Origin of the sequence: Streptomyces sp. NPDC001480 (assembly GCF_042894725.1) — a bacterium.
GTDB lineage: Bacteria > Actinomycetota > Actinomycetes > Streptomycetales > Streptomycetaceae > Streptomyces.
In genome coordinates this window covers 156,937-181,075 of record NZ_JBIAVX010000006.1, presented here as the reverse complement: position 1 = coordinate 181,075, position 24,139 = coordinate 156,937, and the positions used below count along the sequence as shown (strand labels likewise).

At 70.1% G+C, this 24,139-nt stretch carries 22 protein-coding genes and 5 pseudogenes; 17 read left to right on the top strand and 10 right to left on the bottom strand.

From position 1 onward, the window contains the following. The first annotated feature begins 5 nt into the window (after positions 1-5). Positions 6-1,949 carry a pentapeptide repeat-containing protein gene (locus ACFY01_RS16330; RefSeq protein ID WP_390736374.1) on the top strand — a complete coding sequence of 648 codons (1,944 nt, stop codon included), beginning with the start codon at positions 6-8 and terminating at the stop codon, positions 1,947-1,949. A gap of 329 nt (positions 1,950-2,278) precedes the next feature. Here ACFY01_RS16330 and ACFY01_RS16325 read toward each other — a convergent pair whose 3' ends face one another. Next, positions 2,279-2,809 carry a hypothetical protein gene (locus ACFY01_RS16325; protein WP_390736373.1) on the bottom strand — a complete coding sequence of 177 codons (531 nt, stop codon included), beginning with the start codon at positions 2,807-2,809 and terminating at the stop codon, positions 2,279-2,281. A 139-nt stretch (positions 2,810-2,948) separates the two neighbouring features. On the opposite strand from ACFY01_RS16325, the gene ACFY01_RS16320 reads away from it, so the two are divergent. The 8 genes from ACFY01_RS16320 to ACFY01_RS16285 all read left to right on the top strand — a co-directional run bounded on the left by ACFY01_RS16320 (position 2,949) and on the right by ACFY01_RS16285 (position 12,415). Then, on the top strand, positions 2,949-4,175 hold the full coding sequence (locus ACFY01_RS16320) for an aminotransferase class V-fold PLP-dependent enzyme (protein WP_390736372.1): 1,227 nt from the start codon (positions 2,949-2,951) through the stop codon (positions 4,173-4,175). Positions 4,176-4,386: 211 nt separating this feature from the next. Continuing rightward, a complete protein-coding gene (locus ACFY01_RS16315) occupies positions 4,387-6,372 on the top strand; it encodes a discoidin domain-containing protein (RefSeq protein WP_390736690.1) in 1,986 nt (661 codons plus the stop codon). Positions 6,373-6,387: 15 nt separating this feature from the next. Continuing rightward, a complete protein-coding gene (locus tag ACFY01_RS16310; RefSeq protein WP_390736371.1) occupies positions 6,388-6,978 on the top strand; it encodes a TetR/AcrR family transcriptional regulator in 591 nt (196 codons plus the stop codon). Between the two features lie 127 nt (positions 6,979-7,105). Continuing rightward, the gene (locus ACFY01_RS16305; RefSeq protein WP_390736370.1) at positions 7,106-7,831 is read left to right on the top strand and encodes a VanZ family protein; all 726 of its coding nucleotides are present in this window, start codon (positions 7,106-7,108) and stop codon (positions 7,829-7,831) included. 68 nt (positions 7,832-7,899) lie between these two features. Then, a complete protein-coding gene (locus tag ACFY01_RS16300; RefSeq protein ID WP_390736369.1) occupies positions 7,900-8,595 on the top strand; it encodes a response regulator transcription factor in 696 nt (231 codons plus the stop codon). Beyond that, on the top strand, positions 8,588-9,718 hold the full coding sequence (locus ACFY01_RS16295) for a sensor histidine kinase (protein WP_390736368.1): 1,131 nt from the start codon (positions 8,588-8,590) through the stop codon (positions 9,716-9,718). Before ACFY01_RS16300 ends, ACFY01_RS16295 begins: the two co-directional genes overlap by 8 nt. A 400-nt stretch (positions 9,719-10,118) precedes the next feature. After that, positions 10,119-10,634 (top strand): hypothetical protein, encoded by a 516-nt coding sequence (locus ACFY01_RS16290; RefSeq protein ID WP_390736367.1) that lies wholly within the window; start codon positions 10,119-10,121, stop codon positions 10,632-10,634. 1,130 nt (positions 10,635-11,764) lie between these two features. Then, positions 11,765-12,415 (top strand): DUF3566 domain-containing protein, encoded by a 651-nt coding sequence (locus tag ACFY01_RS16285; RefSeq protein WP_390736366.1) that lies wholly within the window; start codon positions 11,765-11,767, stop codon positions 12,413-12,415. Between the two features lie 102 nt (positions 12,416-12,517). On the opposite strand, the gene ACFY01_RS16280 is transcribed toward ACFY01_RS16285, so the two are convergent. Beyond that, positions 12,518-12,892: a winged helix-turn-helix transcriptional regulator gene (locus ACFY01_RS16280; protein WP_390736365.1), complete on the bottom strand. Its 375-nt coding sequence runs from the start codon at positions 12,890-12,892 to the stop codon at positions 12,518-12,520. Between the two features lie 75 nt (positions 12,893-12,967). Here ACFY01_RS16280 and ACFY01_RS16275 point away from each other — a divergent pair, with 75 nt between their 5' ends. Next, positions 12,968-13,660: an NADPH-dependent F420 reductase gene (locus tag ACFY01_RS16275; RefSeq protein WP_390736689.1), complete on the top strand. Its 693-nt coding sequence runs from the start codon at positions 12,968-12,970 to the stop codon at positions 13,658-13,660. Between the two features lie 331 nt (positions 13,661-13,991). Next, entirely contained in the window at positions 13,992-14,975 is a 984-nt protein-coding gene (locus ACFY01_RS16270) for a S8 family peptidase (RefSeq protein WP_390736364.1), read from the top strand. 414 nt (positions 14,976-15,389) lie between these two features. Here ACFY01_RS16270 and ACFY01_RS16265 read toward each other — a convergent pair. Then, positions 15,390-15,500 (bottom strand): annotated as a pseudogene (locus ACFY01_RS16265) (IS5/IS1182 family transposase); the annotation flags it as partial. Positions 15,501-15,798: 298 nt separating this feature from the next. On the opposite strand from ACFY01_RS16265, the gene ACFY01_RS16260 reads away from it, so the two are divergent. Then, complete coding sequence (locus tag ACFY01_RS16260) at positions 15,799-16,620, top strand: lipase family protein (RefSeq protein WP_390736363.1); 822 nt, start codon at positions 15,799-15,801, stop codon at positions 16,618-16,620. Between the two features lie 121 nt (positions 16,621-16,741). Here ACFY01_RS16260 and ACFY01_RS16255 read toward each other — a convergent pair whose 3' ends face one another. The 6 genes and pseudogenes from ACFY01_RS16255 to ACFY01_RS16230 all read right to left on the bottom strand — a co-directional run bounded on the left by ACFY01_RS16255 (position 16,742) and on the right by ACFY01_RS16230 (position 19,493). After that, positions 16,742-17,260 carry a nitroreductase family protein gene (locus tag ACFY01_RS16255; protein WP_390736712.1) on the bottom strand — a complete coding sequence of 173 codons (519 nt, stop codon included), beginning with the start codon at positions 17,258-17,260 and terminating at the stop codon, positions 16,742-16,744. Further along, on the bottom strand, positions 17,248-17,454 hold the full coding sequence (locus ACFY01_RS16250) for a hypothetical protein (protein WP_390736711.1): 207 nt from the start codon (positions 17,452-17,454) through the stop codon (positions 17,248-17,250). The genes ACFY01_RS16255 and ACFY01_RS16250 overlap by 13 nt, the downstream gene beginning before the upstream one ends. Before the next feature lie 35 nt (positions 17,455-17,489). Beyond that, positions 17,490-17,768 (bottom strand): annotated as a pseudogene (locus ACFY01_RS16245) (FeoB small GTPase domain-containing protein); the annotation flags it as partial. A gap of 38 nt (positions 17,769-17,806) precedes the next feature. Beyond that, positions 17,807-18,109, bottom strand: coding sequence for a ferrous iron transport protein A (locus ACFY01_RS16240; protein ID WP_390736362.1), 303 nt, complete (start codon positions 18,107-18,109; stop codon positions 17,807-17,809). Between the two features lie 94 nt (positions 18,110-18,203). After that, entirely contained in the window at positions 18,204-18,920 is a 717-nt protein-coding gene (locus ACFY01_RS16235) for a CBS domain-containing protein (protein WP_390736361.1), read from the bottom strand. A 240-nt stretch (positions 18,921-19,160) separates the two neighbouring features. Beyond that, complete coding sequence (locus tag ACFY01_RS16230) at positions 19,161-19,493, bottom strand: cupin domain-containing protein (protein WP_390736360.1); 333 nt, start codon at positions 19,491-19,493, stop codon at positions 19,161-19,163. Between the two features lie 336 nt (positions 19,494-19,829). On the opposite strand from ACFY01_RS16230, the gene ACFY01_RS16225 reads away from it, so the two are divergent. From ACFY01_RS16225 to ACFY01_RS16215, 3 genes and pseudogenes are all read left to right on the top strand, one after another. After that, positions 19,830-20,486 (top strand): response regulator, encoded by a 657-nt coding sequence (locus tag ACFY01_RS16225; RefSeq protein WP_390736688.1) that lies wholly within the window; start codon positions 19,830-19,832, stop codon positions 20,484-20,486. Positions 20,487-20,619: 133 nt separating this feature from the next. Further along, the gene (locus ACFY01_RS16220; RefSeq protein ID WP_390736687.1) at positions 20,620-21,591 is read left to right on the top strand and encodes a 2-hydroxyacid dehydrogenase; all 972 of its coding nucleotides are present in this window, start codon (positions 20,620-20,622) and stop codon (positions 21,589-21,591) included. A 45-nt stretch (positions 21,592-21,636) separates the two neighbouring features. Next, positions 21,637-22,495 (top strand): annotated as a pseudogene (locus ACFY01_RS16215) (nitroreductase); the annotation flags it as partial. A 140-nt stretch (positions 22,496-22,635) separates the two neighbouring features. Here the strand turns inward: ACFY01_RS16215 and ACFY01_RS16210 are convergent. Then, positions 22,636-23,067 carry a pyridoxamine 5'-phosphate oxidase family protein gene (locus tag ACFY01_RS16210; protein WP_390736359.1) on the bottom strand — a complete coding sequence of 144 codons (432 nt, stop codon included), beginning with the start codon at positions 23,065-23,067 and terminating at the stop codon, positions 22,636-22,638. Positions 23,068-23,296: 229 nt separating this feature from the next. Here ACFY01_RS16210 and ACFY01_RS16205 point away from each other — a divergent pair. Next, positions 23,297-23,920, top strand: a pseudogene (locus ACFY01_RS16205) (MFS transporter); the annotation flags it as partial. Then, positions 23,913-24,122 (top strand): annotated as a pseudogene (locus tag ACFY01_RS16200) (4Fe-4S dicluster domain-containing protein); the annotation flags it as partial. The pseudogenes ACFY01_RS16205 and ACFY01_RS16200, both read left to right, overlap by 8 nt. Between the last annotated feature and the right edge of the window lie 17 nt (positions 24,123-24,139).

Here is a 24,139-nt window from a genome sequence, read left to right as displayed (position 1 = left end):
CAGGGATGACCGGAACCGACGCCCCCGCGTGGCCGCAGTGCGAACACCTCGACACCGGGGAACGCTGCCGGGGACGCAGAGTGCGCTCGTACACGGCCTGCCTGGCGCATCTGGACAGCGCCGAACGTGCCGCCTATCTGGCCTCGCTGACCCCCGGCGCCGACCTCGACCACCGGGGCACACCCTTCACCCAGAGCCTGCTCGACGAGCTCCTCGCACCGCTCAGGGAACCGGGGAGCGGGCGGACACGGGTGGGGGAGGCATCGTTCGACGAGGTGCGCTTCACCGGAGACGCGGAGCTCGAGGGGATCGACTTCGGCGGCTTCTGCTCCTTCGCGTCGGCCGTGTTCGGCGGGGGTGTGTACGTCCGCGAGGTACATGCCGGGGGCGATCTCCGTCTCGGTGCGGCGCGGGTCGCGGGAGATGTGTGGCTCGATGACACCGAAGTGGGCGGTGATGCCTGGTTCTACGAGGCGCGGATCAAGGGCACGTTGCGTTTCTGTGTCCGCGAGGTCGGCCGCGGTGCGATGTTCAAGGGCATGACGTGCGGGGACGCCTACTTCTCAGGTGTCCGGGTGTGTGGCGTCGCCTCCTTCGAGGGGGCGGTCATCGATGGGGAAGCCGCCTTCGACGGCGCGGTCTTCGAGGACGGTGCCGACTTCGAGAAGATCCGGATCACCGGCCGGGCCTGTTTCGACGGTGCGCATTTTCACCGCAGCAGAGCCTGCTTCAACGGGGCGGACATCGGCGGGGACATGCCGTTCGCCGAGGCTCACTTCGCGGCAGAAGCCACGTTCGACGGGGCCGCGATCGGCGGTGACCTGTCGTTCTCCGGGGCCCGGCTGGAGGCCGACGTGGGTTTCCGACGGGCGGTGTTCCGGCGTACCGCCCGGATCGGCCCGCTGGTCTGCCCGGCGGCGGTGGACTTCTCCGACGCCGTGTTCCAGGCCGCGGTGACGGTGGAGGCCGCCGCGCGGGAGGTGCGCTGCCGACGGACACGGTGGGCGTCCACCGCCGCGCTGCGGCTGCGGTACGCCGGGGTGGACCTGAGCGACGCCGTGGTGGAGTTCCCGGTGACCGTCGTCGGCCGGCCCCGCCCGTTCGTCTCGCCGGAGGGCGAGGTGATCGCCGAACCGGGGCTCACCGATGACCGGGTGCGGGTCACCTCGGTCAAGGGCGTGGACGCCGCGCACCTGGTGCTGGCCGACGTCGACCTGACCGGCTGCCTCTTCGTGGAGACGGTCCACCTGGACCAGTTGCGGCTCGAAGGCCGCTGCTTCCTGTCACCACCACCGGTCGGGCTGCGCTGGATACGCCGTCGGACCCTCGCCGAGGAGCACCACTGGCGGGCGACCCGCTACGGCGACGGCTGGACGCCCGCGCCACCGGGCGTCGAGACGCATGAACCCCCCGTGCTCGCGCCGGTCTACCGTCAGCTCCGCAAGGCACTCGAGGACGGCCGGAACGAGCCGGGCGCGGCCGACTTCTACTACGGCGAGATGGAGATGCGCCGCCACGACGCCACAGCGTCCCGCGGTGAGCGGACGCTGCTGCGACTGTACTGGGCACTCTCCGGATACGGCCTGCGCGCCGTGCGCGCCCTGGCCTGGCTGGTCCTGGCGATGACGGCCACCGTGCTCGCGATGATGCTGTGGGGTCTGCCGCAGGACGACCCGGACCCGGTCAGCGCGGGGACCATCGACGGCCGCCGAGTAACCCTGACGACCAGGAAGCCGGCACCCGTGAACCCGGAAGGGCCGTACACAAGGCGTCTGTCGACCACGCGGTTCGAGAAGTCCGTGAGGGTGGTGGTCAACTCGGTGATCTTCCGGGCTTCCGGACAGGACCTGACCACCACCGGGACGTATGTCGAGATGACTGCCCGCCTCGTCGAGCCGGCCCTGCTCGGGCTTGCCATCCTCGCCGTGCGCGGCCGCGTGAAGCGATGAAGTGCCCCGGCCCTGTCGGGCACGCCGTTGCGTCGGATCAGTATGCGATCGTCGCCTCAGTGCCGATCCCCAGGTTCAGAGCAAATCCACCCAGAACAGCTGCCACTGCGGGCGGTGACGGTCATCCCCGGCCGCCGCACCGGGGCCCCGGGCGGCGACGCCTACGCCTTCGCCCAGGACACCGTCGGCAGGGCATGGGGTGCGGGCCCCGGCACCGGGACCGTCCCCGCCTGCGCGGGGAACACGGTGCCGAACCGGACGGCTGGCTGGGGCACCGCGCCCAGGCTGCCGGCTGCCCTGACGAACGTCGTCGCGGCATCATGCGGATGTCAGTCAACGTGTGAGGCGGCCGACCACCACAGACGCACCTCCTTACGGACGTCCGACGGCCGCAGTTCCCACCCCTGGCCCAGGGCAACCTCGGCCACGTATCCGGCGCCCACGCCACGGTAGTCACGAAGGGGGATGGCGCACTCCACGGGCGGCCGCGCCTTCTTGGGCTCGCGCGGAGCCGAGGCGAGAGTGGTCCAGTGGCCGACGCGCCGGTCGACGCGGGCCCGGTAGTACTCGCTGTCTCCCTCGTGACGCAGCTCCGGCCAGGTCACGAACCAGGAGCCCAGCCGGAGGACGCCGCCCAGCATGTCGTCCATGAACCGCATGTAGCCGCGTGCGAAGCCGTCACTCACGGCCGCTATCCCGTCGGCGAACAGCCCAACGACGAAGAGCACAACCGCCACCGCCAGCCACAGCGCGCACAGCACCGGAAGACACACCAGCGTGGCGGCGAAACGCAGGACCAACTGCCAACGGGGCCGAGTCGGTTCAGACGTCCAGGTCCCGGGGTCCTCGTAGACGTACATGAAGGGAATTCTCTCGTACGTAGGCGGGTCCATGCCAAACGCGGGCGGCCGGACCGCGAGGCCGCCCCGGCCCCCGGGCCGCGATCACCCCCGTGTCAGGATGCCGGGTGATCACCTGTGTTTCCGGAGGCCTGCTGACGTGAGTGAGACCGAGGTGGCCGTCGCGCCGCACCCCCTGCTGCTGTCCGACGGCAGGCTCGCCGTCGAGGCGTGGTCGTTGGACCCGGACCTGAGGCACCTGAACCACGGATCGTTCGGTGCTGTCCCGCTGGTGGCACAGGAGCGGCAGGCGGAGCTGCGCGCCGAGATGGAGCGCGCGCCGGTGGTGTGGTTCCCGGAGCTGCCGGAGCGGCTCGCCGCCACCCGGGACGAACTCGCCGGCTTCCTGCGCGTCGACGCGAGCGACCTCGCTCTGGTGCCGAACGCCAGCGCGGGCGCCAGCGTGGTCTACGACGCGCTCGAACGCCGCCACGGCGGGGAGATCGTCGTCACCGACCACGGCTACGGGGCCGTCACCATGGGAGCCGAGCGGCTGGCACGCCGCTGGGGCGGCCGGGTGCGCACGGCGCGGGTGCCGCTCGGCGCCGACGAGGACGAGGCCTGCCAGGCCGTCGTCGCCGAGATCGGTGAGGCCACCGACCTCGTCGTGATCGACCAGATCACCTCGGCGACCGCGCGTCGGCTGCCGGTCGAGCGGATCGGCGCGGAGGCACGCCGCCAGGGCGTACCGATGCTCGTCGACGGCGCGCACGCCCCGGGTCTGCTCGCCGCACCGCTCGCCGACGCGACGTACGACTTCTGGACCGGCAACCTCCACAAATGGGGCTGCGCCCCGCGCGGTACCGCTGCCCTGATCGCCCGCGGGCCCCTGCGGGACCTGCTCCACCCGCTGATCGACTCCTGGGGCGCCGGGGAGCCGTACCCCGACCGCTTCGACCACCAGGGCACGCTCGACGCCACCTCCTATCTGGCCGCGCCGACGTCCCTCGCCTTCGTGGAGCGCGCCTGGGGCTGGTCCGCCGCCCGCCGTTACATGGACCGGCTCGTGGACTACGCCGGGCATGTCATCGGTGCCGCTTTCGAGGAACTGACCGGTGAGGACAGCGGGGCCGACGTCGGGATGCCGGTCCCCGGTATGCGCCTGGTGCGGTTGCCCGACGGCCTCGGGCGCAGCCGGATCGAGGCCGACGCGCTGCGCGACCGGGTGGCCCGCGAACTCGCCGTCGAGGCCGCCTTCACCAGCTTCGACGGCATCGGTTACCTGCGGGTGTCCGCCCACGTCTACAACACCCCGGCCGACTACGAGTACTTCGCCGAGCGGTGCGTGCCCGTACTCGGCGACTGGGCGCGGGAGTTGAGTCGCTGAGCCGCATCAGGTCGAGCGTCCCGGACACTTGACTCGGTAGGCGCGCGGCCCGATCCTCGTCCCAGGTATTGCGCGGTGCATGACAATCTCAGCGTTTCGTCAACCGCGCCTTCCCGCCGACCGAGGGACGTGGGCCGTGACGCCGATTCGACGCTCGTACCGCAGACGCAGAAACGTCACCGTACTGTCGCTGCTGCTCCTGGTACTGACCATGGCCCTCGGGCCCACGCCGAGTTCGGCGGCCGGCAACGACTGGTGGATCCCCACCGCGCGACCCGCCCCGGACGTCCAGATCAACGTCACCGGTGAGCCGTTCACCGGCACCAACTCGGCAGGAGAGGTTCAGGGGTTCGTCGACGCGCACAACCACCTGTTCGGCAACGAGGCCTTCGGCGGTCGGCTGATCTGCGGCAAGGTCTTCTCCGAGGCCGGTGTCGCCGACGCCCTGAAGGACTGCCCCGAGCACTACCCCGACGGAACCCTCGCGATCTTCGACTACATCACCCACGGCGGCGACGGCAAGCACGACCCGGCCGGCTGGCCGACCTTCAAGGACTGGCCCGCGTACGACTCGATGACCCACCAGGCCGACTACTACGCGTGGGTGGAACGGGCCTGGCGCGGCGGACAGCGCGTGCTCGTCAACGACCTCGTCACCAACGGCATGATCTGCTCCGTCTACCCCTTCAAGGACCGTAGTTGCGACGAGATGACGTCGATCCGGTTGCAGGCGAGGATGACGTACGACCTCCAGGCGTACATCGACAACATGTACGGCGGCACAGGCAAGGGCTGGTTCCGCGTCGTCACCGACAGCGCGCAGGCGCGTGAGGTCATCGAGCAGGGCAAACTCGCCGTCATCCTCGGGGTCGAGACCTCCGAACCCTTCGGGTGCAAGCAGATTCTCGACATCCCGCAGTGCAGCAAGGAGGACATCGACAAGGGACTCGACGAGCTCTACGCGCTCGGCGTCCGCTCGATGTTCCTGTGCCACAAGTTCGACAACGCGCTGTGCGGCGTCCGCTTCGACTCCGGCGGTCTCGGAACGGCCATCAACGTCGGCCAGTTCCTGTCGACCGGCACCTTCTGGCAGACCGAGAAGTGCACCGGCCCGCAACACGACAACCCCATCGGAAACGCCTCGTCCGAAGCGGAGTCGGACCTGCCGGAGGGCGTGAAGGTCCCCTCGTACGACTCGGACGCCCAGTGCAACAAGCGCGGCCTCACCGTACTCGGCGAGTACGCCGTGCGCGGCATGATGAAGCGCAAGATGATGCTGGAGATCGACCACATGGGCGTGAAGGCCGTCGGTCAGGCGCTGGACATCCTGGAGTCGGCGTCCTACCCCGGCGTGATCTCCTCGCACAGCTGGATGGACCTGAACTGGACCGAGCGGGTCTACTCCCTCGGAGGCTTCGTCGCCCAGTACATGCACGGCTCCGAGGGCTTCGTCGCGGAAGCCGCACGGACCAAGGCGCTGCGCGACAAGTACGGCGTTGGCTACGGCTACGGCACCGACTTCAACGGCATCGGCGACCACCCCGCCCCGCGCGGCGCGGACGCCGCGAACAAGGTGACGTACCCCTTCAAGAGCGTCGACGGCGGCTCCGTCATCGACCGGCAGACCTCCGGCGAGCGCACCTTCGACATCAACACCGACGGCGCGGCCCATGCCGGGATGATCCCCGACTGGATCGAGGACATCCGCCGGGTCGGCGGTCAGGACGTGGTGAACGACCTGTTCCGTGGCGCCGAGTCCTACCTGGACACCTGGGGCGCCACCGAACGGCACCAGGCCTCGGTGAACCTCGCCAAGGGGCAGCCGACGTCGGCCAGTTCATCCGAGTGGAACCCGTTCACCAGTTACCAGCCGGGCCGTGCCGCCGACGGTGACGACTCCACCCGCTGGGCCGGCGACTGGAGCGACGACCAATGGTGGCAGGTCGACCTGGGCTCCACCCACCTGGTCTCCCGGGTGACGCTCGACTGGGAGCGCGCGTACGGCAAGTCGTACCGCATCGAACTGTCCACCGACGGCACGAACTGGCAGACCGCCTGGTCCACCACCAGCGGCGACGGCGGCCTGGACACGGCCCGGTTCACCGGGACCCCGGCCCGCTACGTCCGGGTCCACGGTCTCGACCGCGGCACCGACTGGGGATACTCGCTGTACGAGGTCGGGGTCCACAGCGCCTGAGGCGGGAGTTCACGGATGGCACGCATGCCGTCGGCCGAGCGGCGCCGACAGCTGACGGAAGCGGCGATCAGGACGATGGCCCGGGACGGCGTCGCCAAGGCGACGACCCGGGCCATCGCCGCCGAGGCGGGCGTGTCGCTGAGCGTCTTCCACTACTGCTTCGACTCCAAGCAGGCCCTGATCGAGTCCGTCATCACCACCCTCACCGACCACTCGGTGACCGTGGTGCGGGACGCACTACGGCCCAGGGCAACGCTGGAGGAGACCGTCCGGGCCGGCTTCGAGGCGTACTGGGGCCACGTCCGCGACCGCCCCGACGAGCACATGCTCACCTACGAACTGACCCAGTACGCCCTGCGCGAGCCGGGGTTCGAGCACCTGGCCCGACGGCAGTACGAGCTGTACGGCATCGCCTACACCGAGCTGATCGATCAGCTGCGCCACAGCCGCGACCTCCAACTCCGCGTCCCCGTCTCCGTACTGGCCCGCTATCTCGCCGCCGTGACCGACGGTCTGACCCTCAACCACCTCGTCCTGGGCGACGAGTCGGCCTGGACCGACATCCTCGACACGGTCACCGCCCACATCGCGGGACTGGTGGCCTGACCCGCAGTTCGGAGGGCTGCACGGCGGCCGGCTTGCGCCAGCTCCTCGATGCCGGGGATGCCGTGTATCGGGGGTGTATCGAAAAGCGCATACGCCGCCGCAACGGACCTCCGCCTCCAATGGGGGCATGAACCATGACGTATCCCTGCCAGCACCGCCCCGCCGCACGCGCAGGATTGTGCTCCTCGGCCTGACGATCCTCGGTCTGACGATCCTTGGCATGGCGAGCGCCGCGTTCGTCAGCGTCGTACGGCGGCCGCTCATGATGTCCGCTCCGATGTGCATGGCCGGGCGGTGGCACGGCTGCTTCGACACGTTCAACGGTGTGGTGCTCATGACCTTGGTCGCGCTGCCGTCGGCCGCGCTGGTGGTGTGGGCTCTGGCGCGCCGTCGGCGTGCCGCCGGTGTCCCATCGGCGTGGCGGATGTCGCTGGCCGAGGTGGGCATGGTCCATGGGACGGTGCCGTTCCTGTGGTTGACCATGATGCCGGGCGCCGGGCCCGGCACCGCTCCCCGGCGGGTGAGCCTGGTACCGCTGCGGGACCTGCTCACGATGGGGCCGCTCGGGATCGTCGGCAACCTGCTGGTTTTCGCGGCGCTGGGGTTCTTCGCCCCGATGCGGTTCGCGGCGCTGACGTCCGTGCCGCGGATCCTGGCGCTCGGGGCGGGCTGCTCGATCCTGGTCGAAACCGCACAGTACGTCCTGTGGCTGGACCGGGTGTCCTCCGTGGACGATGTACTGGTCAACACCGTGGGCGCCGTGCTGGCCGCGCTGGCGTCGCGCCGCTGGTGGCGCACTACGGCGAAGGTGTCGGCGGACCGACCTGGCCCCGCGCCGGCACCGGCAGGCTGAGTCACGTGTCCGGTGTGCGCGCGTCTTTGCATACGTCGGCGATATGGTGCGCTGCTTAGGCTTCGGTCATGCGCGTGCTGATCGTGGAGGACGAGCCCTACCTGGCCGAAGCCGTCCGTGATGGTCTGCGGCTGGAAGCGATCGCCGCCGACATCGCCGGCGACGGCGACTCCGCCCTGGAACTGCTCCGCGTCAACTCCTACGACCTCGCGGTCCTCGACCGCGACATCCCCGGCCCCACCGGCGACGAGGTCGCCCGGCGCATCGTCGCCTCCGGCAGTGGCATCCCGATCCTCATGCTCACCGCTGCCGACCGGATCGACGACAAGGCTTCCGGGTTCGAGCTCGGCGCCGACGACTACCTCACCAAACCGTTCGAGCTGCGGGAACTCGTCATGCGGCTGCGTGCGCTCGACCGCAGACGCGCATACGCCCGGCCCCCGGTCCGCGAGATCGCGGGCCTGCGGCTGGACCCCTTCCGCCGGGAGGTGTTCCGCGACGGACGCTACGTTGCGCTCACCCGTAAGCAGTTCGCCGTGCTCGAAGTCCTCGTCGCCGCCGAAGGCGGTGTGGTCAGCGCCGAAGAGCTACTGGAGCGAGCCTGGGACAACAACGCCAACCCCTTCACCAACGCCGTTCGTATCACTGTCTCCGCACTGCGAAAACGACTCGGCGAACCATGGATCATCGCCACGGTGCCCGGCGTCGGCTACCGAATCGACACCGGCATGGACACCACCTACGCCGACGGCACTCATGAATAGACGCCCAGGGCTCAGCGCCCGACTGAGACTCACCCTCAGCTACGCCGGATTCCTCCTCCTCGCGGGAGCTCTCCTGCTGGCCGTGGTGTGGGTATTCGTGCTGCGCTGGATACCGACTGCCGACGCCAGATCCATCCGGAGAACGTTCGGCGGTCTGATCATCATCGGCCCCAGCCGTTCCGACCTCCTGCGCGGCTTCGCCCCCGCCGCGGCCACAGCACTGGCCTTCCTTCTCGTGTTCGGCCTCCTGGGAGGATGGATCCTCGCCGGCCGGATGCTCGCACCACTCACACGGATCGCACACGCGGCACGGCTGGCCGCGAACGGGTCGCTTTCCCACCGGATCCGCATGGAGGGCCGCCAGGACGAATTCCGTGAACTCGCCGACGTGTTCGACGCCATGCTCGAACAACTCGAGTCCCACGTCGCCGAGCAGCAGAGGTTCGCAGCGAACGCCTCCCACGAACTGCGCACCCCGCTGGCAATCTCCCAGGCACTCCTCGACGCCGCCCGCAACGACCCCACGCGGGACCAGGGCGAACTCATCGAACGCCTCCACACGGTCAACACGCGGGCGATCAAACTCACCGAGGCACTCCTGCTGCTCAGCCGCGTCGACCGCAGGAGCTTCACCCGCGAGCCCGTCGACCTCTCCCTCATCGCCGAAGAAGCCGCCGAAACGCTGCTTCCCCTCGCCGAAAAGCGCCGGATCACCCTCGACGTCACTGGCGAGACAACACACACCTTCGGCTCTGCGGCGCTCCTACTGCGGATGGTGACGAACCTCGTCCAGAACGCCATCGTCCACAACCTCCCCGTCGGCGGCGCCGTAACGGTCCACACCGACCCGCAGCACGACGCGAGTGTGCTGCGGGTCGAGAACACGGGCCATCCGCTCCCCACGGAACTGGTACCGACCCTCACCGAGCCCTTCCAACGCGGAACAGAACGCATGCGCACCGGCGAGCATGCCGGCGTCGGCCTCGGGCTGGCCATCGTGCACAGCATCGTCCGAGCACACGACGGCACCCTCGACCTCACACCCCGTCCCACCGGTGGCCTCCTCGTCACGATTCGACTTCCCGGCACGCCGCAGGCATCTCCCCCGAGCGGGGCACGCTAGAGCGTTGACTGGAAGTTCGGTGCGGGCCAGAGCGACCCGTGGCAGCGATGGGTCAACGGAGCTGCCTCTCCTCTCCCTGGCGCCGCTCCGTCGCGCGTCGTTCCTCATCGGCTGCTCCCGGCTGCCGTGTCCCCGCGTGCCTATGGATCCCGCTGAAAGGGATGCCAACCGGCCAGCGTGTGGCCGATCTCCGTTTTCGCGCTGTCTGGGTATCGGGACGGATCGAGAATCGGAAAGGTGGCGTCCTGCATGGGAGGAACCCTTGACTGACCTGCACAAACCGCTGAAGTCGTTCGACAACCGCCCCGACGACGGCGTGAATCGCCGGCACGGCGCTGCGGCCACGACCGCCCTTACGGGGTGGCGCGGGTACCGGCGCACTACCCCCGAGGAGTAGACAGTGTGGTCCAGCATCGTCGCCGTGCTCGGCACCCTCGCCGGTGCTGGTCTCGCGGGCTACGTGCAGCGTGCTACAGACCGGCGGGCGCGGGATGCCGCGCACCGCCAGGAGGTGACGCGCGCTGTCGCGGAGCTGCTGGAGGCCGTGGTCCGGCACCGAGAGGCGCACTGGCTGGCCGTGGCCGCTCGGCGTGCGGGCGATGTTGAGACGAGCGAGGAGCGTGTCGCGCGGGCCTCGACCCGCAGCGCGGCAACCGTCGCACGAGACCGGCTCGGGCTCCTGGTGCTCACGGACCCCGCGCTACTGGGTGCCGCTGAGACGGCGTGGAGGACGGCGATAGAGCTTCCCGACATCTCCTTGGGCCCGGTCGTCGACGGACGGTTCGAGCCGGGCGTCGAAGCCGCTCTGGAGGCCGCCCGGGAACGCTCTCGGAGCGCGCATACGGCGTTGCGGATCGCTGGGGCGGCGTACATCAACAAGGCTCCCCGCCATAGCCCCTTGGGGGAGTTGATGTGATCCCCCACGGGAACGGGGGCTGTGGCTTTCAGTAGCCGATGGTGAAGTGGCGCTGCACGAAGCGCGGCAGCTCCGCCTCATCGATCAAGGCGATGGCCGCGTCCTCGACCGAGATGCGGCTGCGGCCGTCAGCGTCCAGGACCGGCTGCTCAACGGCCGGGCCACCTGGCCGTGCACGACCTGGGTGCGCCCACGCCGCGGTGGGGCACCAGCAGCCCGAGGCCGACCAGCGTCTGGATGGCCCGGCGGACGGCCGGCCGGGACACTCCCAGCCTCACCTCGATCGCCGCCTCCAACTGCCGGGCCACCTGGTGGTGGAGCGGCGCGGGACTGCAGCGATCGAAAGTGAACGGCAGCGCAGGCGGTCAGTGGCCGCTGCGGGCCGTCTCGCTCTCACGAACCTGGTGGGCGGCGGTGCGCAGGACCCCGGGTGGCGCTGTCCGTCTGGAGCCCGCATGTGCTGATGTCCGCCACGGAGCGGCCCCCCTTGCCCGCCGGCCTCTCCAGCGGATCTCTGAGCTGTCTGCGGGCGGGGTCTCGACCGTAGCTTGTGCCTGTTCCAGGGCCGGAGTGTCAGTCGCATTCCGCTTGTTCTCGGTCCGCCTGTTCTGGGAGAAGTGGCCGCGGTGGGAACAGGCGGTCCTCCAGAGCGGGCAGCCCGAACAGCATGAGAAGCGGCACCATCGGGAGGAGCAGAGCAATCACGATCACGGCGCCTCCCCGCGAAGCTGGCGATCACGACGATTACTTGGCGGCAAGCCGACCACGTTCACCATGCGACCGAACGGGGGACGCCGCACATGAGGACGGAGTCCGCGTAGGCCGATCGGGTGAATTCTGGGTGTATGGAGATGCGACCGGGCGGCGGCGGACCGCAGCGGCTGTGCGCTGTCGGCTGTCGACGACCGCGGCAACGACCACGACCACGAGCACCGCCACCGCACGCGGCGCCTTCACCCAGTTCGGGACCCCCTCAGTCGAAAGGGCGCCGAGAATCCGAGTTCTGAGGTTCGCCGCGGCCGCGGGCCGCTGAGGTCGGCGCCCTCCTGTTCACTTACCGTAATCGCCGGGCATGCGCGGCCGCCTACCTGCACTTAACGTCGCAGGTGGGGGCCAGCCAGGGAGCGAACATGAGCCGCACCAACCGCAGCAGCACCCACAGCACGGCCCGTAAGCGGGGGCCGAGGATCGCGTCGCGCATCGTGACGGCACCGACGGCGCCCACCCCGCTGCCACCCGAGCCCAAGACGCCGCAGCCGGCACCGATCCCTGGTCACACCCTCCCGCCCGCTCCACCGCGCAGGGCCACCCGCATGCGCATATCCGAGACCAACCCCTGGTCGGTCGTGGTGATGAGCTCCCTCTTCCTGGGAGGCCTCGGAGTGTGCGTCCTCGGCGGCATGCTCGCCACGTCGGTGATTCTGGGCATTCTGGCCCCAGGCGAGTGGCCGACGCCGTCGGACACGCTGGTCATCGCCACCGGGGTCGTCACACTGGAGGTCCTACTGGGCACCCTCATGGCATCCCTGTGCAGCTTCATGTACAACTACACCGCGCGATTCAGCGGCGGCGTCGAAGTGACCCTGACCGACGATCTCAGCGACCCGACGCCGGCCGCCGAGGCCCTCCGGCTCATGACGCGGCTGCCCGCCGGCGCCCGGCGGCGTCCGTCCACCCGTCTCCCCGCCAACTCCTCTGCCAGCGAGCCCCTCGACCATCGACGTCATCGCGACTCTGCCCAACCCGCTGCCGAGGCCACCCACCGCCCCCAGCGGCCGTAGGGCGGTGCCGGCTGCGGTCCACTGCACGGACAGCAGCGCCCGGCGGCGGGACCACAACTCATCGCCCCACTGAGCTGCACGGAACGGCGGACAGCGCCGCCTTCAACGATCCTCATCAGAAGTGTCAGAAGTGCATGCAGCTTCCTGGGCGGCCATGACCTCATCGCCGTACTCGAAGGCCCATGCGCCGACGGCGTCGATGGGCGTCAGCAACGTGCGGCCCAGAGTCGTGAGTTGGTACTCGACCCGTGATGGCGCGCCGGGGTGTTCCTGCCGGTCGACCAGTCCGTTGAACTGTAGCCGCCGCAGAGTCTCGGTGAGGACCTTGGAGCTGATGCCTCCGATCCGCTCCCGTAGTTCGACCGGGCGCCTGGGGCCGTCGCGCAGTGCCCAAAGCACCACGGCGTTCCAGGTGTTGGAGAGCAGGTCGAAGGCGAGGCGGGCGCGGCAGTCGGCGAGGAAGGTGTCGGTCGTCACGTACCAAATGGTGCCCGAGGGGCCCTCTAGCGTCGGTGCGAACGGCCGAAGCAGGCAACAGGGAGGGAACGCGTGATGAGAATCGGCGTACTGGGAACGGGCAACATGGCCGACGCGCTCGCCACCCACTGGGTGCGGGCCGGGCACGACGTGATCATCGGGGGACGGGACGCACGCAAGGCGGAGCGGCTCGCGACGCGCATCGGAGGCAGCGCGAAGCCTGCCAGTCTGCGCGCGGCGGCGGAGACCGGTCAGGTGGTGTTGGCCGCGCTGCCCTTCGGGGCGGGAGCAGACGTGGCACGGGACCTGCACGCGGCCCTGGAGGGCAAGGTGCTGCTCGACTGTTCCAACCCGGTCGGGTCGGGCTTTCGGCTGCTGACGGAAGGAGGCCCCTCAGCCGCGCAGCAACTTGCCGCGGCGGCACCGGGAGCCCACGTGGTCAAGGCTTTCAACCTCTGCCACGAGGACGTGTGGCGTATGCGGCCGCCCGTCTTCGATGGGCGACCGCTGGCCGTTCCGGTCTGCGGGGACGACGAGACGGCCCTCGTGCGTGTACGCGAGTTGGTGATGGACATGGGCTGTGAACCAGTGGCCGGCGGCGGTCTCGAACGCGCGGGACTCCTGGAAGCGACCGCCGCGCTGTTCATCGCGCTGTGGGTCGGCGAGGGAGCAGATGTGCAGGCCATCGCACCTCCGCTGGCGTACGCGACCGGACCGAGCCGCCAGGAAACGGGAGGTGGGACTGAGGTTTTCCGTTACCGACCTTGAACGCATGATGTCGGCGAGTGGCTGCTGATATCCACGAACCGTCGCCCGATGCCCTCTTCCCCGGCGCGCGGTCCGGCAGGACTTGGTCGGGCGCGTGCACCGACCTACCCGTACGCCTGGCCGGAACCGTCCGCCCTCTCGGGTCGTCTTGTGCGCTGACTGTGTGCGAAGCAAGGGTGTGGGGGACGTTGTGACGCGGAACGTGACGAAGGCCGGTCTCCTGGTGGTGGCCATGGCGACGGTGCTCGGGGCCTCGGCCTGCGGCGGGAAAGCCGGCCCGGCGGCCGGGGGGAGTGGTGGGACGCTCCGCGCGCACGGGAAGGGGGCGTCCGTGGCGCCTTCTGGAGTCGGGGTGTCGTCCGGCGAGGTGCCGAAGTCCGCCGACACCGTGGGGAAGCTGCCCGGGCTCGCGCAGACCGCGGCGTCGCCCATCACCCGGCACGTGCCGTGGAACCTGGACATACTGGACCAGCGGTCGCGGCCGCTGGACGGGAAGTTCACCACCACCGCCACGGGCAAGGGCGTGCACGTCTATGTGATCGACACCGGGATGGACATCGCTCACAAGGAGTTCGGCGGTCGAGCCCACCTCGGCGCCGACTTCGTGGGCCCGAAGGACTCCGGTGACTGCTTCAGCGAGGCGGGGACCGGCCACGGTACGTTCGTAGCGGGCATCATCGGCGGAGCGAGGTACGGGGTGGCGCCCAAGGCGGAACTCGTACGGGTCCAGGGCATCCTGTGCGAGAGCGAGGGCGGCGGCTCGCCGACGGCGGCCGAGGCGGCCTTGGTGAAGTCGGTCAAGTGGGTTACCGCGCATGCGCAGAAGCCTGCGGTGGTGAACATGTCCCTCAACCTCGACCACCGGTCGGCGGCCCTGGAGTCCGCCGTGAAGAACATGGTCGACGCGGGGATCCCGACGGTGGTGTCGGCCGGCAACTTCCATGACGACGCCTGCCGGCACTCCCCGGCCGGCGTCCCCGGCACGATCGTCGTGGCGGCCTCCACCTCGAACGACCGCGCGTGGAGCGACGGCGGCTCCTACGGATCGGGCTACGGAAGGTGCGTGGACCTGTACGCCCCCGGCCAGAAGGTGACCGCCGCCCTCGCCGGCGGCGGCACGACCACGGAGAACGACGGCGCGACGTCCTGGGCCGCGCCGCACGCGACCGGCGTGATCGCGCTGTACCTGTCGGCACACCCCCACGCCACGGCCAATGAGGTCCACGTCTGGCTTGACCACACGGCCACCCGTGGTGTCGTGCGCGGAGTCCGCTCCGACACTCCCAACCGGCTGCTCAACACCGGCGGCCTCTGACCTGCCCGGCCGCCTCCTCGCACGCGGAGCCGCAGAGTTCCCCGGCGCGGGCTGGGTCCGGTATCGGGTGGATGTGGGCGGGTACCTGTCGCGGACGGGTCGTTCCTGCTCTCACCCGGAGGAAGTCAGCCCGGCGACACCGCACCAGCCGAGGGCTTTGGCCCATGCGGGGAGCTGGATGGCTCCAGCGCCGCTCTCGGCCGCGGGGGCCCTGAGCGTCGAGCCGCCGGAAGGGGGTCGCCCGGAAACGTCACCCTTTCTGTGGCTGTTGTCCGGCCCGCTGTCGGATGTGGCTTCCGCCATGAACCAAGGCTACGAGCTCCTGATGAGGGGCGCGCGTGGCTGAGCGCCGCACGTGTGCAACGTGGGCTGGTGCCGTCAGCGACTGCGTCGTCGCCGGGCTCGCCGGCCGGGGCCCCCGTTGCGGGCCCCGGTCGCATGTTGGTGGGCCCGCACGATCGTGGAGTCCACCGACACCGCCCAAGCCAGGTCGCCACGGGCGTGGGCCTGGGCCATCAGCGCGGCCCCGCATCGGAGTCCGGTCCGGGAGCAACGACTCGATCCGCGCCCGCTGCGCATCAGCCAACGACACGCCAGGATGTGCGCCGGATCGCGCGGTGGTCGTCCCCGCTGCCACGTACGGTCGGCACGCGTTCATGGCACGGACCAGCGCCTTCAAAGACGTGCATGGGGCTGTCCGGGTGAGGAGTGGGTTCATCCCGTCTGACCGTCGGCCTGCGAGAGGCATATGACGGTGAGGGCTGTCCGCGTGTCGGAGCGGTCGGCCAGCCGATGCCCCGTCCGGGGCGAGGAGGGTGCTGCCGTGGTTGTCCCTGTGGAGATCGATCACCGTTCGACCGGTTACAGCCTCAAGCGCGCGTACTGGCTCGCTCTGGCCTCCGACCTGGCGTACAAGGACGAAGCCGCCATCGACGCGCAGGCCCGGCGCTGGGGTTTCGGCACCGTCCGGCATCACGAGACACGCCTCACCCCGCCGTTCCCGCTGCAGGACACACAGGCCTACACCATGGCCAGCGACGACGTGATCGTCACCGCGTTCCGCGGCACCGAGCCGCAGCAGATCAAGGACTGGCTCTCCGACGCCACGACCCCTCCCCGGCAGGGCCCGGCCGGTACCGGACACGTCCACGACGGCTTCGGCGAGGCACTGGAGTCGATCTGGCCCGAGGTGAAGAACACCCACGCCGAGCTGCGTACCAACGGGCAGACCGTGTGGTTCACCGGTCACAGTCTGGGCGGGGCGCTGGCGATGCTCGCCGGTGCCCGGATGTATCTGGAGGATCCCCGCCTGGCCGCCGACGGCGTCTACACCTACGGCCAGCCTCGCACCTGCGACGCCACCTTGGCCAAGGCTTTCAACAAGGGCTTCAAGGACCGCATGTACCGGTTCGTCAACAACAACGACATCGTCCCCCAGATGCCGCCCGAGCCCGCCTACACCCATGTCGACGTGCTGCGCTACATCGACTCACACGGCAAGGTCCGCGATGCGATGCCGATGGGCGGTGGGCTGCTGGACCACGCGGCCGGCCTGACCGCCGACCCGCTCGCGCCCGCCGGCGACGGCGTCCGCGACCATTTCATGCACAGTTACCTGACCGCACTGGAGAAGAACCTCACCTGAACCGTGGCCGCCAACCAGGTGATACCGGCCGCACGCCGACTGGGTCCCTCACGCCGGGCCAACGCCCGCACCGGTGACACGAGAGGTGGATGCGCCCGACGGGCAGGGCAGTACGCAGGACTCAGCGCGTTTCGGCCAGAGCCGCGGAAGGTCTTGCCGGGTGAGTTACGGTCTGCCTGCTCGCTCGCGGTGTGCGGCTGCCGTCAGGGCCGTAGCCGAATCGGATCAGCATCTGTGGATGGCACCGTTTGTGCCGGGGGAGAGCCATGGCCGAACGCAGGTCGGGCCACTCCATGGCTTGGTGCAGGGGTGACGTCCGCAGGCCGCGGGCGGTCGCGGTGAGCAGGACGTACTGCAGGGCCTGTCCTGCTCGCAGCCAGTCCTGCCGCCGGTCGTGGCTCGTCCACAGCAGGGCCAGCTGTACATGGCGTTCGAACCACTTGGCGGGCGGGCGGAGGGCGGGCAGTCCGGTGAAGTCGCGCATCGGCATCCGCCCGGCCGCGTCGGGCGGGCCGAGGGCGGTGACGGGGATGCCGTAGGGAGCGTTCGAGCCCGGCGCGTTGATCCAGGCGCGGGTTTCGGCGGTCCGGGCCGGGTCGACGTGGTTGCGGGGCTCGGCCGCGGCGGTCAGGTGCAGCAACCTGCGTGTCCCCGCGATGTCCGGCACGTGCAGCCGTGCACCAGGCCGCGGTGACCGACGACGGGGAGCACCGGCACGCCGAGCGCGTGAGAGAGCGCGTCGAGGTCCAGGTGGCCCTGGCGCACGGACAGTTCGTCGGTGAAGGTGACCACCACGCAGGTCGGCAGGGCACGGGAGAGGACCTGCGCGACCACGTCAGCGACCTGCGCAGGGGGGTGGCGTCCACGACGACGAGCAGCGCGTCCGGCCGTGGTGTGCCGTCCAGCCGGCCGTCCAGGACATCGACGGTGATCTGCTCTTCCGGACTGATCGGCTCCAGGCTGTACGTGCCGGGCAGATCCTCGATCACATGACCGCGCCCGCCGGCCCGGCAGGTACCCACGTAACGGGACACGGTCACGCCCGGGTAGTTGCCGGTCTTGGCGTGCATGCCCGTCAGGGCGTTGAAGACGCTGGTCTTGCCCGCGTTGGGGCCGCCGACCAGCGCGACACGCGCCTCCTCGGACACCACCACGCCTGCGCCGCCGGGCTCGTGGCAGCCGACGGTCACCGCTCCACCTCGGTCGTGTACACGCACGCGGCCTGGGCCCGGCGCAGGCACACCTCGTAGTCCTTGACCCGGTAGACGGCCGGATCGCGCAGCGGGGCGCGCCGTACGACCTCCACCACCGTCCCGGGGGTGAATCCGAGGGCACCCAGCCGGCGGGCCGTGTCCGGCGCACCGTTCGCGACGACCTCGACCACCGTGGCCCGGGCACCGGGCACGAGATCGGCCAGGGCGCACAGAGCACCCCCCGGCACGGCCGCCTGGCATCCCGTCTGTACGGCGTCCCTACCACCCACGCTCATCTGCGTCTCCGCTACGACATGCCGGACGAGAACCGCCGGCCACACCATCGTCAGTAAGGTGCGTGGTCCCGTGTGGGGAGTCAGCACCTGGCACTCAGCCGATGCGCGGGCTCGTCCGCCCCGTGCGCAGCAGCGTCACGTCCCGGCCGTCGTCGAGACGGTGGGTCAGGCTGTTGACGACTCCGACCACTCCGTCGATCCGATACGTCAGCTGAACCGCCAACGGGATGTCGCTGCGGCGCTCCAGGCACCCCTCCAGCGTGACCATGCCGTCCCGGACCGAGACGTTCACGGCGCCGGGCGGCAGGCACATGGTGCGGGTGAACACCTCGTCGACGACGTCCCGGCCGATCTGCTCGTCCGTGCGCAGGAAGACGCGCAGCAGGTCCCGTCGGGTGGCGATGCCGATCAGCCGGTCCTCCTCGTCCACGACCGGGAGGCGTTCGACGCCGTGGCGTTCCATGACGCGGGCGGCGTCCGCGACCCGCTGTTCGGGATGCACAGTGACGGCGGGCGACGTCATCAACTCCTCGGCCGTGGTGGCCCGGAGGACAGCGGCCGTACGGCGGGCGGCGCGGCGCAGCACGGGCACCCGGAACCGTCGCACAGGGCGGTCGGCGGACTGGGCCGCCTGGCGGCGGATCAGGTCGGTCTCGGAGATCACTCCCACGACCTTGTCCTCGCCGTCCACCACGGGCAGCCCGCTGATCCGGTGCCGGTCCAGCAGTCGTGCCACGTCCTTCAAGGGTGTTGTCCGGCGGGCTTGGACGACCTCGCGGGTCATCACCTCACCGACGATGCGAGTCATCATGCCCACTTTCTTCCTCGTCCGCCGTTCATGCTTCCTCAGCTTCCCTCCCGGACAGTGGCCCGGGCAGGGGCCGAGCGTCCCTGGGCCGAGGACCGAATCGCCCAACAGTCCTCGGCGCATGGCTGATGAAGACATCGTTGAGCGCACGGGTACGACAGTCGCGGACGCGACGCGACGGCAGAGTCGAGATCAGCCTGCCCCCACCCCGCACGCCGTGCGGATGGTGTGGGCGATGATGCGTCAGAGGTGTTTGGCGACGGTGAGCAGTACCGCCGCATCCTCGATCGCCTGCAGACTGTGGCGGGCCTCGGGGACGGCGATCAGATCGCCGGTCCGGCCCTCCCAGGAGGTGTCGCCGCTGGTGAGCTTCACGCGCCCGCGCAGCACCAGCAGGGTCGCGTCACCGGGGCTCTCGTGCTCTGCGAGGGCGGTGCCGACGGTCAGCGCGAGAACGGACTGGCGCAGGACGTGTTCGTGGCCGCCGTAGACGGTGGCTGCGCTGCGCCCGGTGGAGGCGTCCGTGGCGCGTTCCAGATGCTCGCGGGCCAGTGCGCCGAGTGAGAGTTTCCGCATGGCTTCCAGTCTCCACAGGCGTGACGGGCAACGCTCGCGCAGTGCCGGGCGCGCCGTACGAATGAGTGCAGGTGGACGCTGCCGCGCCGCAGGCGGTCCCGGCATGGATCCGGCGGGCTGTCGTCTCGAAGACGATGCGATCCCAGCGTCGAACGCGGGTCAGCACGGCACCAGGTGCCGGACGTCCTTGCGTGTGGGGCCGCTCGGCCCCGAACCGGCTGGATACCCTCCTTTCCCGGGCAGCGCGGGAGCCGGCCTTGGCTCGGCCGCGCGCGATCGGCAAGGAACGAGGAGTACACGAAGGCAGACAGCGAGCGACGCGGCACCGACAACCCGATCCGGGTCTTCCTCCTGGACGATCACGAGGTGGTACGGCGAGGGGTGCACGACCTGCTGAACGACGAGGCGGACATCACCGTGGTCGGTGAGGCCGGCACCGTCGAACAGGCCCTGGCGCGCGTACCCGCGCTGCGCCCCGACGTGGCGGTGCTCGACGTCCGCCTGCCCGACGGGGACGGCGTGACCGTGTGCCGGGAGCTGCGCTCGCGGTTGCCGGAGCTGGCCTGTCTGATGCTGACCTCGTTCGATGACGAGGAAGCCCTGCTGGACTCGGTCATGGCGGGCGCCTCGGGCTATGTGCTGAAGCAGATCCAGGGCTCCGACCTGGTCTCGGCCGTCCGCACGGTGGCCGCGGGGCAGTCCCTGCTCGACCCGAGCGCCACCACCAGGCTGATGGCCCGCCTGCGGGGCGGTCAGCAGAAGGAAGAGGAACCGGACGAGTTGCAGGGGCTGACCGCCCGGGAGCGCGAGATCCTCGCACTGATCGGCGAGGGGTTGACCAACCGTCAGATCGGCCAGCGGCTCTACCTCGCCGAGAAGACGGTGAAGAACCACATCTCCCGCCTGCTCGCCAAGCTCGGCGTCGAGCGCCGTGTCCAGGCCGCCGTCATCGCCACCCAGGCACAGGACCGGCTGAGGCGCGAGGGGAACTGAGGCCGAACCTCTGCCCCAGTGGGCCCCACCGCTCCGACCCCACCCCGCCCTACGGTGGAGGGGTGAGCAACCGCCCTGCGGGAGGGGACACATGGAGATCGTCGCGTACGGCGTCCTCGCGGACTAGGAGCCGCTGCTGCGGGAGGCCTTCGACCGGGCCTTCGGCGGCCGCCATGAACTGCGCTGTCTGCGGCTGTTCCTGAACCAGGACACCGCCCCGACCGCGGCCGGCCATGAGGTGGTGCTCAGCAGCGTCAACGACACCCTTGACGCCGAGGTGCTGAGCTCGCTCAGCAAAGGCGGCACGAGGATGATCGCCCAGCGCGCCACCGGCCACAACAACATCGACCTGGCGGCAGCCGAGGAGCTCGGACTGACGGTGGCCCGCGTGTCGTCCTACTCGCCCTACTCGGTGGCCGAGTTCGCCTGGGCGCTCGCACTCGCCGTGGACCGGCGCATCGTCCGTGCCGCCCACCGCACCCGGGAGTTCGACTTCCGGCTCGACGGGTTGCTGGGCCGCGACCTGCACGGCCGGACGGCCGGCGTGGTGGGCACCGGCAAGATCGGAGCCTCGTTCGCCCGGATCGCGCACGGCTTCGGGATGCGGCTGCTGGGCTGGGACGCCGTCGAGAACCCGGACTGCCTGGCCCTGGGCATGGAGTATGTCGAACGTGAGCGGCTGTTCGCCGGGGCCGACCTGATCAGCTTGCACGTGCCGCTGCTGCCGGACACCCATCACCTCGTCGACGCCCGCACGCTGTCCCTGATGAAGGACGACGCGATCCTGGTGAACTCCAGCCGCGGCGGCCTGATCGACACCGACGCCCTGCTGGAGACCCTGCGCGGGGGACGGCTCAGCGGCGTCGGCCTGGACGTGTACGAGGAGGAAGCCGGCGTGTTCTTCCTCGACAAGTCCCTGGAAGTGATGACCGACGAGCGCCTCGCGCGCCTGATGACCTTCAGCAACGTCCTGATCACCTCGCACCAGGCGTACTTCACCCGGGACGCCGTCGGCCAGATCGCCGAGACGACCGTGGCCAACATCGCAGACCACCTCGCCGGCCGCAGTGGCGCGAACACCCTTACTCGACCGTCCGCAGGCTGAACCTCCGCATGCGCACCATCGACCCTCGCGGAAACGGACGGCTGTCAGGCCGCCGCAGAGCCGTCCATGCACAACGCGCAGCCGTGGCGCTTCCGCCTCGTGACCGGCGGACGTCTCCTGCTGCTGTACGCCGATCCCGAGCGTGCCATGCCGCGGTCCGACCCCGACAACCGGGCGTTGCACATCGGATGCGGGGCGGCACTGTTCAACCTGCGTGACGGAGCAAGCCGGGCCGCCAGTTGACAAGGGCCTTACGCGGCTGCACCCTGCGATCCGGCAGCGGCACACCAGCCGCCATCCATTCGCCGAGAAGGACCTCCCCGAGGACGTGCGGGCCCCCTGGAGGACGCCGCGGAGCGGGAGGGAGCCGTTCTGCACTTTCCCGGGCCCTGGCATGCCGAGACAATTCTCGACCTGTTCCAAGACGCGGAAAGCCGCGACGTCTTGGATCCGGCCGCCAACGAGGACCTGGTCAGATGGACCCGGCTGGGGCTCGAGGCCGACACAGCGGTCGACGGCGTACCCGAATTCGCCTTCGGGCCGCGCAAACGGGACGGCAAGGTGCCCGTGCGGGACTTCGCCGGGCGTCGCCCGGTGGCCGACCGCGGCAGTACGGCGTTCGAGCACACCCCGTACCTGGCCCCGTTGAGCACGCCCGGTGACGGCCCTGGCGACTGGCTGCGCGCCGGGCAGGCACTTGAGCGCGTCCTGTCTGGAGGCCACTCTGGCGGATCTCGCCACCTCCCTGACGTCCCATGCCTTGGAGACTCCTGAGCTGCGTCTGCTCGCCCGCGACCCGCGCACCGGTACGGGGCAGGTGCAGATGGTGCTGCGTCTCGCCTACGGCCCCAGAGGCCCGGCCACGCCGCGCCGCCCGGTGACAGACATTCTCGACATCGTGTGAACGGCACTGGGCTCAGGTACGCGAGGAGCTCTCGCTGCGTGCCGCCCGTGGTCTGACTGCCGTCGCGTGTGCCGCATACCTTGATGGCGTCCCGTCCGCACCCGGCTGCTCCAGACGGGCATTCCCGCCCGGTGCATTCGCTACGAGGTCTTCGACCCCGACCGTGCCCCGGTGAGTTCGCGTCCGGTGACAAGTTCGGACTCGATCCGCACGAAGACCCCGTCCCGCACGGGCATCCAGGAGTGCGGGCCGGTCTGCGACAGGCGCTGGTGCTCGGCGGCGTCGGTCACCACGGTGGCGCGGCCGGTGACGATCACGCTCCAGCCGGACCGGGTCTCCGCGTCGAACTCGTCCGCCTCGAAGGCGACCACCACGCCGTCGATCGCGCGCACGAGGTCCGAGCCGGCCGAGGTGAACAGCAGGACGGAGGCGTCCGCGTCCAGAGAGAAGTTGATGGGGAGCACCGCGGGCAGGGCCTGCCGGGTGTACACCACGCGGCCGACCGGCACCTTGGCAAGCAGGCGCAAGCACTCCTGCCGGTCGAGCGTGCGAAAGGCGTCGTCTTGGAGCATCAGACCATGGTCGGCGTGCGCCACCGGCGCGCGGTAGGGCCGGTCGGCCCTCTTCCATGCGCTCGCGGAAGCGGCGGCAGGGACCCTCGGCCCATGCCGCGCGGATGTCCGGAAGCGGACAGTGGCTGAGGGCGCCGATCGACAGCTGAGAGACCCGCTGGGAGACCGCTGAGAGACCAGCGCGCCCCTGATGCCACATGACGAGCGTAAGAGGGAAGGAACGGACACCATGGTCCAGTCGTCGACGAGGGAGAGCGACAGGACGGGCTCAGGCGCTCCGGTGCCGGGCCGGGCCTGGCTGATGCTGGCTTTGGCCACCATCGGTTTCGCCGTCAGCTTCTGGGCGTGGGCGCTGCTCAGCCCGCTCGGCCCCCGCTTCAAGGACACCCTGGAGCTGTCCTCCTTCCAGCAGTCGCTACTGGTGGCGGTTCCGGTCGTGGTCGGATCGCTCGGCCGGATCCCGGTCGGCGGCCTGACCGACCGGTTCGGCGGCCGGGTGATGTTCCCGATCGTGTCGGCGGCCACCATCGTGCCGGTGCTCTACCTCGGCCTGGCCGGCCACTCCTCGCTCACCGCACTTCTGATCGGAGGGTTCTTCCTCGGCATCGGCGGTACCGCCTTCGCGGTCGGAGTGCCGCTGGTCGATGCCTGGTTCCCGCCCGAGCGGCGCGGCCTGGCGATCGGCGTCTTCGGCGCGGGCATGGGCGGCACCGCGATCAGCGCCCTGACCACAGTGAAGCTGGTCGACGCGAACAACATGCGGACCCCCTTCCTGATCACCGCCGCCGTGCTGGCCGTGTACACCGTGACCGCCGCGCTGCTGCTGCGGGACGCCCCCGGCCGCACGGTGCCGCGGCTGGCGGATGTGCGTCACGGGCTGCCCGTACAAGAAGGTGTACTTCAACCACCGCACCGGCAAGGCCGAGAAGTGCACCTTCTGCCTTTCCCGCGTCGAGGCCCGCCTGCCCACCGTCTGCTCGGAGACCTGCGTCGGCCGGCTGCGCTACATCGGCCTCGTCCTCTACGACGCCGACCGTGTCCTGGAAGCCGCCTCCCCCCTGAGGAGACCGCG